The sequence below is a fragment of the Halomonas sp. A020 genome, from assembly GCF_027943625.1.
Lineage (GTDB): Bacteria > Pseudomonadota > Gammaproteobacteria > Pseudomonadales > Halomonadaceae > Vreelandella > Vreelandella piezotolerans.
In genome coordinates, this window is sequence record NZ_AP022850.1 from 2,223,720 (window position 1) to 2,237,049 (window position 13,330).

At 60.4% G+C, this 13,330-nt stretch carries 12 protein-coding genes; 7 read left to right on the forward strand and 5 right to left on the reverse strand.

Annotated elements, in window-relative coordinates:
• Positions 1-266: 266 nt before the first annotated feature.
• Together FRH_RS10290 and nfi are read left to right on the forward strand one after the other, a co-directional pair.
• Positions 267-1,979 (forward strand): DEAD/DEAH box helicase, encoded by a 1,713-nt coding sequence (locus FRH_RS10290; RefSeq protein WP_139525261.1) that lies wholly within the window; start codon positions 267-269, stop codon positions 1,977-1,979.
• A 133-nt stretch (positions 1,980-2,112) separates the two neighbouring features.
• Positions 2,113-2,817 carry a deoxyribonuclease V gene (nfi, locus tag FRH_RS10295; RefSeq protein WP_139525262.1) on the forward strand — a complete coding sequence of 235 codons (705 nt, stop codon included), beginning with the start codon at positions 2,113-2,115 and terminating at the stop codon, positions 2,815-2,817.
• Here the strand turns inward: nfi and FRH_RS10300 are convergent.
• Positions 2,814-3,524, reverse strand: a complete 711-nt coding sequence (locus FRH_RS10300) for a glutamine amidotransferase (RefSeq protein ID WP_139525263.1) — start codon at positions 3,522-3,524, stop codon at positions 2,814-2,816. The genes nfi and FRH_RS10300 overlap by 4 nt on opposite strands.
• Positions 3,525-3,636: 112 nt before the next feature.
• On the opposite strand from FRH_RS10300, the gene tpx reads away from it, so the two are divergent.
• Positions 3,637-4,140: a thiol peroxidase gene (tpx, locus tag FRH_RS10305; protein WP_139525264.1), complete on the forward strand. Its 504-nt coding sequence runs from the start codon at positions 3,637-3,639 to the stop codon at positions 4,138-4,140.
• Here the strand turns inward: tpx and FRH_RS10310 are convergent.
• Positions 4,130-4,813, reverse strand: coding sequence for a type 1 glutamine amidotransferase (locus tag FRH_RS10310; protein WP_139525265.1), 684 nt, complete (start codon positions 4,811-4,813; stop codon positions 4,130-4,132). The two genes, tpx and FRH_RS10310, sit on opposite strands and share 11 nt — an antisense overlap.
• Positions 4,814-4,859: 46 nt before the next feature.
• The gene (locus FRH_RS10315) at positions 4,860-5,867 is read right to left on the reverse strand and encodes an amidoligase family protein (protein ID WP_139525266.1); all 1,008 of its coding nucleotides are present in this window, start codon (positions 5,865-5,867) and stop codon (positions 4,860-4,862) included.
• A gap of 126 nt (positions 5,868-5,993) precedes the next feature.
• Between FRH_RS10315 and FRH_RS10320 the strand changes: the two genes are divergently transcribed.
• Positions 5,994-8,420, forward strand: a complete 2,427-nt coding sequence (locus tag FRH_RS10320) for a mechanosensitive ion channel family protein (RefSeq protein ID WP_281996827.1) — start codon at positions 5,994-5,996, stop codon at positions 8,418-8,420.
• On the opposite strand, the gene FRH_RS10325 is transcribed toward FRH_RS10320, so the two are convergent.
• On the reverse strand, positions 8,337-8,768 hold the full coding sequence (locus tag FRH_RS10325; RefSeq protein WP_139525268.1) for a hypothetical protein: 432 nt from the start codon (positions 8,766-8,768) through the stop codon (positions 8,337-8,339). The genes FRH_RS10320 and FRH_RS10325 overlap by 84 nt on opposite strands.
• Positions 8,769-8,799: 31 nt before the next feature.
• Positions 8,800-9,789 (reverse strand): DnaJ domain-containing protein, encoded by a 990-nt coding sequence (locus FRH_RS10330; RefSeq protein ID WP_281996828.1) that lies wholly within the window; start codon positions 9,787-9,789, stop codon positions 8,800-8,802.
• 111 nt (positions 9,790-9,900) lie between these two features.
• On the opposite strand from FRH_RS10330, the gene FRH_RS10335 reads away from it, so the two are divergent.
• The 3 genes from FRH_RS10335 (at position 9,901) to FRH_RS10345 (ending at position 13,274) form a co-directional block, all read left to right on the forward strand.
• A complete protein-coding gene (locus FRH_RS10335) occupies positions 9,901-11,310 on the forward strand; it encodes a hypothetical protein (RefSeq protein ID WP_139525270.1) in 1,410 nt (469 codons plus the stop codon).
• Positions 11,311-11,448: 138 nt separating this feature from the next.
• A complete protein-coding gene (locus FRH_RS10340; protein WP_281996829.1) occupies positions 11,449-12,228 on the forward strand; it encodes a ThuA domain-containing protein in 780 nt (259 codons plus the stop codon).
• Positions 12,225-13,274 (forward strand): Gfo/Idh/MocA family oxidoreductase, encoded by a 1,050-nt coding sequence (locus FRH_RS10345; RefSeq protein ID WP_281996830.1) that lies wholly within the window; start codon positions 12,225-12,227, stop codon positions 13,272-13,274. Before FRH_RS10340 ends, FRH_RS10345 begins: the two co-directional genes overlap by 4 nt.
• Positions 13,275-13,330 lie beyond the last annotated feature (56 nt).

The following is a 13,330-nucleotide window of genomic DNA, read 5'->3' on the forward strand; positions in this document are numbered from 1 at the left end:
GTTCATTGCTGTGAAGATGGCGCGCCTCCAGTATTTCACCAAACGGGTGAAATCGGCGCAGAAGGTCGCCACAGCGGTTGGCCCGCAAATGCGGTGTTGCCAGCCGAATGCCAGGTGCGACCGGCGTCTCCGACTCCACTGATGACGATATCCGCGATGCGGAGCCTTGTTCTTTTGCAGCGTACTGTTACGCGCTGCATGAAAACAGAGTCAGAGACGCTTACGATGTTTTTTGCCGGTTCTTCCGGCCTACCAAGGTGTGATTAATGACCTCGACTTCTGTCGCCTCGCCGAGCTTCGGCGATCTGGCTCTATTGCCTGCCGTTCTGTCTGCTGTTGAAGCACAGGGCTACGAAACTCCTTCACCCATCCAGGCGCAGACCATTCCTGCGTTGCTGGAAGGTCGCGATATGCTGGGCCAAGCGCAAACGGGTACCGGCAAAACCGCTGCTTTCGCATTACCGCTGCTGTCGCGTCTCGACATGCAGCGTCGCGAGCCCCAGGTACTGGTGCTTGCGCCGACCCGCGAACTGGCTCAACAGGTCGCCGTCTCTTTTAGCCGTTATGGCCAAAACCTTCAGGGGTTGGAAGTGGCTACCCTCTGCGGTGGTCAAGAGTACCGTGAACAGCTAGGTGCGTTGAAGCGTGGCGCACAAGTGGTCGTTGGCACACCGGGCCGAGTGATCGACCACTTGGATCGCGGCAGCCTGAAATTGGACGGTCTCTCCGCACTGGTACTGGACGAAGCCGACGAAATGCTGCGCATGGGCTTTATCGACGACGTCAAACGCGTGGTTGCCGATACCCCGAAAGATGCCCAGCGTGTCTTCTTCTCGGCCACGCTGCCGACGGAAATCGAGCGCATCGTCAACCGTTATTTGGTCAACCCGGTGAAGGTGGCGATCGAGTCGCGCACGACCACAGGTGAAAACATCGAGCAGCGCCTCGTGCGTGTCGACGGTGGTGCCAAGCTGGAAGCGCTGTCGCGTATTCTCGAAGTCGAGCCGGTCGATGCCGCTATCGTCTTCGTGCGCACCCGTGCGGCCTGTACCACGCTGGTCGAGCAGTTGACCGCTCGTGGCGTCAACGCCGCTGGCCTATCGGGTGATCTGGATCAGAGCCTGCGCGAGCGCACCATTACCCGCTTGAAGCGTGGCAAGGTCGACGTGTTGATCGCGACCGATGTGGCGGCCCGTGGCCTCGACGTTCCGCGTATCACCCACGTGATCAACTACGACCTACCGCAAGATGCAGAAGCCTACACCCACCGTATCGGTCGTACCGGTCGTGCGGGCCGTAGCGGCATCGCGATTACGTTCGCGGGTTTCCGTGAAGGTCGCAAAGTGGGCTGGATGGAGCAGGCCACCGGTCAGAAAATGACCGAAATGCCGCTACCTGACGAAGCCGCTATCCGCGCTCACCGTGACGACGTATTCCATCACCGCGTGGTGGCTGCACTGACCAAAGGCGCTGAAGAGCAGCGCGCCCTGGTCGAGCGCCTGGTGGAAGAGGGGCATGACGCCGTTGAGCTGGCCTGCGCGTTTGCCGCCATGGCCCGTGCTGACGAAGCGCCGATTGGTCGTCTTCAGGCACCGCGCAAAGAGCGTGCCCCGCGCGATGGCGCACCGGGCAAGCCGGGTGGTGCCCGCCGCGAGCGCTCCAGCGCGCCCAGCGAAGGCATGACCCGCTACCGCGTCTCGGTAGGCCATAAAGACGGCGTGAAGCCGGGCCAACTGGTCGGCGCGCTGGCGAACGAAGGTGGTATCGAAGGCGCACGTATCGGCCGTATCGATATCCGTAACGCCTTCTCCGTGGTCGAGCTGCCCAGCGGGTTGCCCTCCACGATTCTGGCGAAAATGGCCCGCGCCCGTGTGGCCGGTCGCCCGCTGGAAATCAGCGAAGACCGTGCGCCGGAGCGCGCCCCGCGCCGTCGTCGTGACGATGGCGATGCCCCGGTTCGCCGTCGCGAACGCGCATAACTCATTGCTAGGCGCTGGTTAGCGCCTAACCGATGAGTCACATCCCCCTATGCCACTGGCCCCGTGCCTGCTGGCATAGGGGGATTTTTTTTGGCTACGCTAAATATTCATTACCTGGATACAAGGAGCCTGCATGGACGCTGCGCTACACGAATGGAACCTGTCACCCAAACAGGCGATTGCCCTGCAGTCACGGCTCGCCAAGCAGTTGGAGAGCCGTGATCGCATCGATCCGGTGAGGTATATCGCGGGGGTGGATATTGGCTTCGAGGAGGAGGGAGCGGTAACGCGGGCGGCGGTGGTCGTATTGAAGTGGTCACCTGAGGCGGCTCCTCAGTTGCCCGTGGTCGAGCAGGTGGTGCATCGCGAACCTACCCGCATGCCCTATATTCCCGGCTTGCTCTCCTTTCGGGAGATTCCTGCCGCGCTAGGCGCATTTGCCAAGCTCGAAACGCGGCCACAGCTGGTTATGGTCGATGGCCAAGGCATTGCCCATCCAAGGCGACTTGGCGTAGCAGCACACTTGGGGCTGTGGCTCGATCTGCCTACCATCGGTATCGCCAAGTCACGCTTAACCGGCACGCATGGCGCGGTAGGCGACGCGCGGGGTGATTGGGTGCCGCTGATGGCGGATCAAGAGGTGATCGGTGCCGTGCTGCGCTCGCGGGAAAACGTCAAGCCGGTGTTCGTCTCGCCGGGGCATCGGCTCACGCTGGAAACGTCGCTCGAGTGGGTGTTGCGATGTCTGGGACGCACCAAGCTGCCCGAGCCGACCCGGTTGGCCGATCGGCTGGCGTCACGGAGGGACCATAAAGCGAGCCAAAGGCGGCTGCTTTAGATAAAGCCGAGAAAGCGCTGCAGCAAGCTGGTGGCGTCTGGCGTTTCACGAATGTCGTCCAGCAGTCGATCAGGATCGTCGCCCTGGTCGCGTAGGGCGGCGCGTTGACGCTCGATATAGGCACGCATCACCGGGGAAGAGAACTCCGGGTGAAATTGCACGCTCCATTGGCGTGGCCCGTAACGCAGCGCTTGGTGAGCGTCGTGACAGTTGTGGGCCAAAATCGTGGCGCCATGGGGAAGCTGCATTACCGACTGGGCATGGGTGAGGTGCGCGGGAAAGTGCTCGGGTAGCTGGCGAAAGAGTGGGTCTTGCTGGCCTGCTTGGGTCAATCGCACCGTGCGCGTGCCCGATTCTCGCCCGGCAGGGTGGTAGTCGCTGATGCCGCCAAAGGCCGCTGCCATGAGCTGATGTCCGTAACAAACGCCCAGCAGCGGCAGGTCATCGGCAAGGGCTTGCTGCAGCCACGGCTTGAGCGCCTCGCTCCAGGAGGGTTGCTCGCTTACCATGCTATGCGAACCGGTGATCACGGCGCCGACGATGTCGTCGGGTGGGGTCGACGTCAGCCGCGCATCCCATACCTCGAGCGTGACTCCCGAAGGAAGCGCCTCGTTCAATCGGCGTGTGAACAGCTGCTCGAAATCACCGTGTTGGTCGACCACTTCAGGGAAGGCATCCCCGGTTTTGATGATGACTAAAGAGGCCATGGCATTCTCGTTATCGTATCGCGGCAGTGGAAAGATAGCCGAATCGGGTGATTCCGCTGTAAGCTAAAACGTCTTCCTCGACCAACGTTTTACCATACATTAGGAGCTGTAGATGCAACAGATTACCCGCGCGGGCGCGCCGATGGACGTTGCGGGCACGCTGCCTGCGGTAGGTCAAGCTGCCCCCGAGATGACGCTGACAAACACCGACCTCGAAGATGTCACCCTGGAGACCTATCAGGGCAAGCGTAAGGTGCTAAACATCATCCCCAGTGTCGATACCCCTACCTGCGCGATGTCCACTCGGCGTTTCAACGAGCTGGCCTCCCAGTTGGAGAATACCATCGTGCTTGTCGTATCCGCAGACCTGCCGTTTGCCGCCAAACGCTTTTGTGGCGCCGAAGGGTTGGACGATGTCGAAACGCTCTCCACCTTTCGTCATCGCGAATTTCAAAAGGCCTGGGGCGTGGCGCTTTGCAATAGCGCCATGGAAGGACTGTGCGCGCGGGCCGTGGTCGTGCTGGATACGGACAACCGTGTGCTGCATAGCGAGCTAGTGAGCGAACTGAAAAACGAACCGGATTACGACGCGGCGCTGGCAGCCCTCAAGCGCTAGCCCGTTCGCGGCTCTGTTTGGCCGCCGTCACCAGCGCGCTAATGAGGCGCTGCTGGGGACGGTTGAAAATCAGCCACTCCGGGTGCCACTGCACGCCGATCAGAAAGTCGTGGTCCTCTGATTCGATCCCTTGAACCAATCCGTCGCGATCCCGTGCAACGATCTGGATGCCTTTTCCCGCGCGGTTGACGGCCTGGTGATGCAGGCTGTTCACCCGACACCAAGTGACGCCCAGCAATTGATACAGTTGGCTGCCGCCGACGATATCGACCGTTTTACGGGGCAGCACGGTACGCCGCCGCTTCAAACCTTCATGGGTGGTATAGATATCGGGATCCAGCGTGCCGCCTAGGTGCACGTTGATCAACTGCGCACCGCGACAAATGCCGAGTACCGGCGTGTTTTGCGGGATGAAGCGGTTGAGCAGGCTCAGCTCCAGCTCGTCTCGGGCGGGGTCCAAACGCACGTCGAACTGAACTTCGCCGCCGTAAAGGTGCGCTTGAATGTCGTCGCCACCGCCAATGATCAAACCGTCCAGGTGGTCAGGGAGAGCCCGAGAGGGCGACAGGCGAAGCGGCTTGCCGCCATGTCGCCAGACGGCAAACCAGTCAAAGCACCAGGCAAGTTGGCTTTTACGATCCGAGGTGGTGATTCCGATCAGCGGTCGAGGCATGCGGCGAGCGTCTCTTATTGCTGTGATGAATGAAGGCAGGGGAGAGTCATGAGGCGCCAAACGGCCTCGATAGCGCTGCCTTCAAGCGTTCCCACCAAGGCTTGCCATGCTCGGCAATGTATTCATCGCAGCGCGCTCGCAGCACGTCATCGTTGGCGGCTAGCTTCTCGACTTCGACCCAGCGGTTCCACTCCAGTACCGATCCCCAGCCTGGCTGTGAGAGCTGGGCATTGGGCAGGCGATAGTGGAAGGTCGGGCGCGGCTTGGTCAACTCGCCATGCAGCAGCGGGTGCGGGTGGTTGGGACGCAGATACGCAAACAGCGGGAGCAGATCCAGCTCTCGGTTGCGGGTGGGGTTGTGGTCCAGGTAGTCCTCGATGAAAGTATCCAGGTCCGGCTGGTAGCGGGCGTCCAGCACCTTCAGCGCATACTCTTTATGAAACGGGTTGGCATGGGGCAGCATTTCCCGAGTGATATCGACTTTGATCTCTTCGCGTAGCCAGCTGGCCAGCAGCAGATAAGCGCGCATCATGGCGAGCAGATAATCCACCTCATCGCTCTCCACCTCGGGATTGAGATGCAGGCCAAAGCCATAGAGCAGGCTGGCATCGGTGCCTTTGGCACCTTTTTCTCGCAGCGTTTCGAAGAGCGTATCCAGCGTTTCCAGCTCGTCCCATGGAATGGGTGGGCAGACGATTTCGGTGGGTACCAAGCCGGTCACCATGTCGCCAATCAGTTCTCGGGTTTTTTGATGGAACTCGACCCGACGCTGATGCTGTTGACGTGCCCACTCGCTATCGCTTTCGTGATGCTCTTCCAGCAGGGCTTTATCGGGGTGGGCATATTGGGTGTCCAGCTCGATACCGAACTCTCCCCAACGGGTGCCTTCCACCTGTAGCCGATGAGGGCTGACCACGTTAAGCTCCCCACCAAACAGCATGCGCACCAGCTCGGCGGTCTCGCGTGGCGGTAAACCAGCGAATTCGATTTCGACGCCGACACGGCGCCGCTGGCCATCTTTATTGTCGCGTTTGGGTGGGGCTTGCAGCGTCATCTCGGTATCCTTGAGGTGAACGTTTGTAGCGTCAGCCTATCATAATCACGCGTCGAGGCTGAGCGCCATCCGCGTGTTCAATGTTAATCACCGGTTCCCTTGGCCGGTCTATGTCGGGAGCAATGCGTGCGACAGCACTGGATAACCAAGATCATCGTCGGCATCTTACTCAGCCTGCTGCTCGGTTCTGCGGCGTCTGCGCAAAGTGTCTCGCTGCCCAACCTGACCGGCAGTGAGTCGTCGGAGCAGGCGGAGGTGAGCAACGAGGAGTTTCAGAGCTCGCTGAGCGATGTGATCTCGATGCTCGAAAACGAGGAGCAGCGCACCGCACTACTGGACTCGCTGCGCGAGCTGCAGGTGAGCACCGAGGCCGCCGAGGAGGATGGCGTCGTTCGCCAGGGGTTGTTAGGCGCGCTGGCCGACACGTTGACCGACATTGGCGAGCAGGCTCAAGCGGGCGACTCGCCCATCGATGAGTGGTCCCGCCAGCTCGTGCAGGGCGTCGAGGACTTACGCGCCCTGAACGATGGTGCAGATCAAGGAGAAGCCATTCGCGCGATAGCCGACGGCGCGGTGTTGGCCTTCGTGTGGAGCGCGTTATTGGTCGTCATGATCGCCTTTGGTCGCTTGATCGCCACGCGACGTCACTGGCCGCTGGACCTGCCAAGGGACCCCAAAGCGTGGCTGTTGGCAGTGCACTTTTTGCGTCGAATGCTGCCCTGGACGCTGGCCTTCGCCATTACGCTCGGTATCGGGCAAATTCTCCCCTATAGCCCCGGGCGGGCAGTGGTATTGGTGGTGGCGTACATCTGCCTATGTGGTCGGGCGCTCTCGGTGGTTTTCGAGACCGTCATTGCCTTCTTTAGCCATGGGCACCGCTTCCCGGCAGTGCAGGTGTTACAGCACAAAGCGCTACGAGGTCTGTTCGTCATCGGCGCGCTGATTGCCTTGGGCGATGCGGTGAACTCCACGCGGCTGGTGGAGCTGCTGGGGGCAGAGCTCTCCAGCCTCGTATCGGTATTGGCGAACATGCTGGCAGCGCTCTTGTCGGCTCGTTTCATCTTCAAATTTCAGCGGCCGATCCGTCATCTGATTTGTAACCGACCCTACAAACAGCGACGCGATGCCAGCACCGCCGTCGAGATGGTACGGGCGCTTGGCGGGCTATGGCATATTCCGGCACTACTGATGGTGGGCGGCTCGCTGCTGGCGATTTTCATTACCGTGGGGGATGTGGGGACGGCCCTGGCGCGCTCGATTGTCTCTGCCAGTTTACTGGTGCTGACGCTAGTCGTGACCGGGCTGCTGCGCCGCCAAGCCGAGCGGCTCAACAAGCGCCGCCATCGCCGCCGCTTCAGCCAGTACCGCAAGCGTTTGGAACGTTTCGGGTTCGTGCTGGCACATATTTGCGCGTGGATGGTGTTCGCCGAGCTCTCTATGCAAGTGTGGGGCGGTTCGCTGTTTGGTTTAGGCCAGCAGGCGGTGGCCAGCGCCCGCATCGGGCAAGCACTGGTGAGCCTTGGGGCAACGATCTTACTGGCGTGGTTGGTATGGATCTTTGCCGATACGGCCATTCAGCGGGCGCTGACCTCGTCGGCCCGCTCACGCGGGCGGCGGGTAAATCAAGCCCGTGCACAAACCATCACGCCGATGATTCGCAACGTCATTTTCGTAGCGATTCTCATCATCGCGGTGATCGCAGGGCTAGCCAATCTTGGGGTAAACGTCACGCCGCTGCTGGCCGGTGCCGGTGTGATCGGTCTGGCCATCGGTTTTGGTGCGCAAACCCTGGTGCAGGATTTGATCACCGGTATCTTCATACTGATCGAAGACTCGCTAGCGGTGGACGACTTCGTGCAGATCAACGGGCATATGGGCACGGTAGAAGGTCTGACGCTGCGCACCGTGCGGCTGCGAGACCTGGATGGCGTGGTGCACATCATCACCTTTAGCCGCATCGAATCGATCCACAATATGTCTCGCCAGTTCGGTATTGCGCTGATGCGTATTCGCATTCCTTACGATATGAAAATCGACGATGCGATTACTCTGATGCAGGAGACCGCCCAGGAGCTGCGCAAGGACCCGATGATGCGTCACTACATCTGGTCGCCGCTAGAGATGCAGGGCGTGCAGGGCTTCGAAGAGGGCTGCCCCATCCTGCGGATGCGTTTTCGCACCGCACCGGAAATGCAGTGGGATGTCTCTCGTGCCTTCAATCTGCTGCTGAAGCAGCGCATGGAAGCGCAAGAGATCGACCTGGGCGTGCCGCGTTTGAGTGTCAGCATGGAGGCACGCTCCGAGTCGCGTATGGAAGACGCCTCCGGCACCGACCTAAGCCTGGAGCGAGGGGAGGAGAGTGCTTCCTCTTCGGCAGACGAGGCGCACAAAAAGCCGACGCCCCCGAAGCCCGCACCACGCCCCACTCAGGCGGAAATCCGTCAGGACGAGCGGGAGCGCCACGGCACGTCAGCCCAAGCCAAGCCCCATGCTCAGGACAAACCCCAGAGCGAGGCCTATACTCGCCCCCACGGTGAAAACGGCGATGAGTAGCCATGGCCCGCGCAGGCGGCGCCAGCGGTTGTAGAGCGACACCGCATGGCTGACGCGATCGACCAGTTCATCGTGGCGAGAGATTGCATGATCCGGCGGTAAAGAGAAGTCGTTGGCCACGTCGCCCTGCCAATGGGCACCGTGGGTCAGGCCTAGGCGAGCGCGCAGGCGGCCAATGTCGCTCAGCGTATGGTGCAGGGTGTCGTAGGTTTGCCGGTGAGGCGGCACGGCGAGCACGGACGTGGCATCCTGGCGTAGCGCGCTATTGGGGCAGCGGTCCACGGCACTCTTGATCTGCTGGTCGTTGGCCTCTGGTGTCAGGGCGAGGCGTTGGTACAGGTCGCGCATAATCCAGGAAGTCTCTTTCCAAGCGTAGTGATTAGTAGGTTTGCATCAAATAATCATAGGCATTTTTGATGCGTTGAAAACGCGCCGACGCTAGAGCGACCTGGTGCTCGCTCTCGGAGTAGAAGCGATCTGGGTGGTGAAGCTGGGCCATGCGGCGATAGGCGCGGCGTACATCGGTTTTGCTCGCCCCTGGCGTCAGCCCCAGGACGGCGAGGGCGCGAGTGGTGCGATCGGGAGGCGGTGGGCTGCTACGTTGCTGGCGTCGTCGTGACTCCTCTTGCCGCGCCTGCTCCTGGCGTGCTCGCTCTTGGCGTGCCTGCTCCTGACGCGCTTGTTCGGCTCGGGCCTGTTCGGCGCTGGACTGTTCCGCCCGCGCTTTGGCGCGGCGGGCGTCCTCTTTCTGCTGCTTTTTTTCCTGCTGCTTCTGTTTTTTTTCCTGCTGCTTATCGGCTTTGGCCCGCTGCTGCTGTTCTTGCTCGGCCTGCGATGCCTTGGCGCGTTGTGCAGCCTCGGCTTCTTCCCGCGCTTTGCGGGCATAGTAGTCCGGGTCGTGAGCTTGCCAGTAGGCGTCGCGGCTCGGGTCTTCCGGCTGGCGCAGCGGCTGGCCGGTCAGCTCTTGGAACAGCGTACCCAGGGTCGTGGGCGTCACGTTTAACAAATCGGCTAAAAACCGCAGAATGTAATGATTAGCCAACGAAATATCGCCGTCGTCCGTGGCCACGGTAATCGCTTGGTGCATCACACTCAGGCTACGCTCTTTAGAACACTCTTTGCGTACCACCTCGGCGGCCAGCTGAATGGCGTGCAGGTCTTGGCTGTGGGCAATACTCATCACCGGCCCCAGTTCGTGTCCGTGGCGAAACTGCGATGTCACCTGGGCCAAGCGGCGACGCCGCTGGCCTTCCGAGACGTGCTGGCGGTGCACCAGCACCCAGCCCAGCAGTAGTAGTGTGGCCGTATCCACTTGGCTGCGGCTTTTGAGCAGCAGCAGCTCAAAGGGTGAAAAACGGGCGATGGACATTCCCTAGCTCCAAGGCGAAGTAGTAAACCGTAGCCTCTGTTTAGCAGACCACTATGGCGAGCTCACCATGGTATATCATCGTGTTTGGCAATGAAGTAGGAGATTCGTGAGGTGATCAACGTTGAGCGTAAAAATAGCTTCCAACTGCGCCTATCGCGGCGGCTAAAAGAAGAAACCTCGCATACGCTCGATGTGTATTTGTTCGTGCCCAAAGAGCTTGGGTTGAGCACTCACGTCATTTCCGAAGAGGCATTTTATCATGGTGCGATCAGTGTCTCGCGCACCTACTACAGCGACGAGTATCACTTGCCGCTGGTGCATAGCCGATTGGCTAGCCGTAACCAGTTGGGCAGCGACTCTTACCGCTTGAGCCTCAGCCTTTACGCCTATCAATACGTGGGGGCCTTGGAGCGCACCACCCAAGCCTTGCTGGCTGACGCCCGTAAGCTGCGTCGCGATCCAACCGATGAGCCAGACGCCTGGGATGAGAAGGCCAACGCACTGACCAAACGGCTCGCGGAAATGAGTGACCTGAGTGACGGCATTCTCAAACGCCTGCGGCGCAACCCGCCCAGCGACGATCGTCTTTATAAATACTTTGCCAATATCGACAACTACCTCTCCTGGTTCACCGAGCAGCAGCTGTTGGCGCTGATCGCGCACATGCCCAGGGGAGGGCGATTTAGCGACATCAAACGGCGCTTCTTGACGGTTTGTCAGCGCGAAGGGGAGTATCGTCAGACGCAGGAGTACAACGCTGAGCGAGTGGTGGAAGACCCCACTCGCATGTCGAATAAAATGCGTTTATTGCGACGTCTCATCGAGCATCCCATCACCCTGAAACAGCGTGCTTTGGAGCTGGGTAATGGCGAGCAGAAAGCAGTGAAAGCCCTGGCAACAGCGGTGGTGATGGCATTCGTTTCGCTGGGCGTGCTGCAACTGCGCAGCGCCCTGGGCGATATCACCGCCCTGTTCGTACTGGCCATGGCGCTGCTCTATGCGTTGCGGGAAGTGTTCAAAGACGATCTGCGCAACACGCTATGGCGCTGGTTGCGTCGTGGCCGTCCCAAATGGCGACGTCAGTATATCGACCCTACCCGCAATGCCCTGGTGGGGCGGCAGCTTGAGTGGTTTGACTACAAACGCTACGCCGCCTTGGATCGTGACATTCAGCAGATGCGGCGGCGCACCGTTGCCCAGCGGGACGAAGTGGTCATGCATTACCGCTCCAGCTCGCATATGTCGCCCACCCGCTTTCTAAGCGGATACGAACACACTCGTGAAACGCTGCATATCGACCTCTCGATGCTGACGCGTTTGATGAGCAAAGACAAACACCACATCTATCGTCTCAAAGAGGGTCAGGCAGTGCGGGAGAGCGTCGAACGTCGCCATCTTTTCAATCTGGTGATACGCGAGACCGGCAGTGAAGATGCCCCCTATCTGGCCCGTTGGAAAGTCGTGGTGAGCCGTTCCGGTATCGTGGATGTCGAGCGAGTTGCCGAAAACCGCGACACCTAATCGCTTTTCCTTTGCCATTGAATGCGACTAAAAGCTAAAAAGTAAACGTTTACTCTGAAAGCGTAAACGTTTACTTTTTCCCAGGCGCCGGTCAAAACGGCTGGTGAGGCGATATACGAATACGCTTGGGAGAGAGCGATGGCACTGCGAGTCACCGTATGGGGCGAGAACGTCCACGAGCAAACCAACGAGGTGGTAGCGCGCATTTACCCCACCGGCATGCACCAGTGCATCGCCGACGGTTTGAATGAGTCAGAGGCGCTGTCCGCCACCGCCGTCACGCTGCAAGATTTAGAGCAAGGGCTCAGCGAAGAGACGCTGGAGAATACCGACGTGCTGCTGTGGTGGGGCCACGCCGCCCACGGCGACGTGCTAGAAGAGACCGTTGATCGGGTGCAAAAGCGCGTGCTGCAGGGCATGGGGTTGATCGTGCTGCACTCCGGTCACTACTCGAAAATCTTCAAACGCTTGATGGGCACCACCTGCTCGCTGAAATGGCGAGAGGCCGGCGAGCGCGAGCGCCTTTGGGTCGTCAACCCTGGGCACCCCATCGTGCAGGGCTTGGGGGATTATCTGGAGCTGCCCCATACCGAAATGTACGGCGAGCCCTTTGCGGTGCCCAACCCGGACGAGGTGATTTTCATCAGTGCCTTTGAGGGCGGCGAAGTGTTCCGCTCCGGCCTGACCTACAAGCGTGGCAACGGCAAGATTTTCTACTTCCGTCCCGGCCACGAAACCTACCCGATCTACTACGACGAGCAGGTCAAGCGGGTGCTCAAGAACGCCGTGCTCTGGGCGCAGCCGGAGGGCGCCCGGTGGATCGACAGCTGCCCCAACATCCCCGCCGACCAGGCACCCAACCCGGTCGAGATAAAGGGCGAAAGCCTACACAAACCCGGTGAGGAGGGCTTCAAATGATCCGTATCGCAATCATTGGCGCGGGCAGCATGGCAGGCGAGCACGCCAAGCACTATGGCCGACTCGAAGGCGTCGAAGTGGTCGCCGTCTGCGACCGTGATGTGCCCAAAGCCCAGGCGTTTGCCGAGCGTCACGGCATTGCCGACGTGTATCAAGAGCTGGACGCCATGCTCGCACGGGACGATATCCACGCGGTGAGCAACGTCACCCCGGATGGCGTGCACAAGGCCACGTCTTTGGCCGCCATTGCAGCGGGTAAACACATTCTGTGTGAAAAGCCTCTGGCCACCAATGCCGAGGATGCCCATGAGATGGCCGCTGCCGCCCAGACCGCCAAGGTCATCAACATGGTCAACCTGAGCTACCGGGACGCCCCCGCCATTCAGCACGCCCGAGCACTAATTACCGGTGGTGCCATCGGCACCGTGCGCCATGTGGATGCCAGCTACCGCCAAAGCTGGCTGGTGAGCAACGCCTGGGGGCGCTGGGATGAAGATAGCCAGTGGCTCTGGCGGCTCTCGGAAGCCCACGGCAGCAAAGGCGTACTGGGCGATGTGGGCGTGCATATCGTCGATTTTGCCAGCTTCCCGGTGGGCGACATCACCCGGGTCAACTGCGAACTCACCTGCTTCGACAAAGCCCCGGATAACCGCATTGGCGACTACGTGCTGGACGCCAACGACACCGCACTGATGCGCGTGCGCTTTGCCAATGGGGCCATGGGCACGATTCAAGCGACCCGCTGGGCCACTGGTCACCACAACTCGCTAACGCTGAGCGTTCACGGCGATAAAGGCGCGATTCGCCTGGATCTGGACGCCTCCAAAGACGACGTACAGGTGTGCCTGAACGATGACGTGCACCCCGCCCGCTGGAGCACCGTCAAGGCGCCGCCAACGCCCAGCATCTACCAGCGCTTTATCGAAAGCATTCGCACCGGCGAAAACGATCAGCCCGACTTTGCCCGCGGCGCGGCCATTCAAACCGTGCTGGACGCCTGTTTCGTTTCAAGCCTGGAGGATCGCAGCCTGGCGATAGCTAGCTAGGCCGTGTCATGCCAACGCATCCATAGCGTCAGATACCCAATAACAAGATGAGGACT

What these genes read in the sequence shown, in the direction of transcription:
- FRH_RS10325 (WP_139525268.1), bottom strand. Translation starts at nt 8,768, where the DNA reads ATGCGCGACCTGTACCAACGCCTCGCCCTGACACCAGAGGCCAACGAC.
- nfi (WP_139525262.1), top strand. Translation starts at nt 2,113, where the DNA reads ATGGACGCTGCGCTACACGAATGGAACCTGTCACCCAAACAGGCGATT.
- FRH_RS10290 (WP_139525261.1), top strand. Translation starts at nt 267, where the DNA reads ATGACCTCGACTTCTGTCGCCTCGCCGAGCTTCGGCGATCTGGCTCTA.
- FRH_RS10310 (WP_139525265.1), bottom strand. Translation starts at nt 4,813, where the DNA reads ATGCCTCGACCGCTGATCGGAATCACCACCTCGGATCGTAAAAGCCAA.
- FRH_RS10330 (WP_281996828.1), bottom strand. Translation starts at nt 9,789, where the DNA reads ATGTCCATCGCCCGTTTTTCACCCTTTGAGCTGCTGCTGCTCAAAAGC.
- FRH_RS10345 (WP_281996830.1), top strand. Translation starts at nt 12,225, where the DNA reads ATGATCCGTATCGCAATCATTGGCGCGGGCAGCATGGCAGGCGAGCAC.
- FRH_RS10315 (WP_139525266.1), bottom strand. Translation starts at nt 5,867, where the DNA reads ATGACGCTGCAAGCCCCACCCAAACGCGACAATAAAGATGGCCAGCGG.
- tpx (WP_139525264.1), top strand. Translation starts at nt 3,637, where the DNA reads ATGCAACAGATTACCCGCGCGGGCGCGCCGATGGACGTTGCGGGCACG.
- FRH_RS10300 (WP_139525263.1), bottom strand. Translation starts at nt 3,524, where the DNA reads ATGGCCTCTTTAGTCATCATCAAAACCGGGGATGCCTTCCCTGAAGTG.
- FRH_RS10340 (WP_281996829.1), top strand. Translation starts at nt 11,449, where the DNA reads ATGGCACTGCGAGTCACCGTATGGGGCGAGAACGTCCACGAGCAAACC.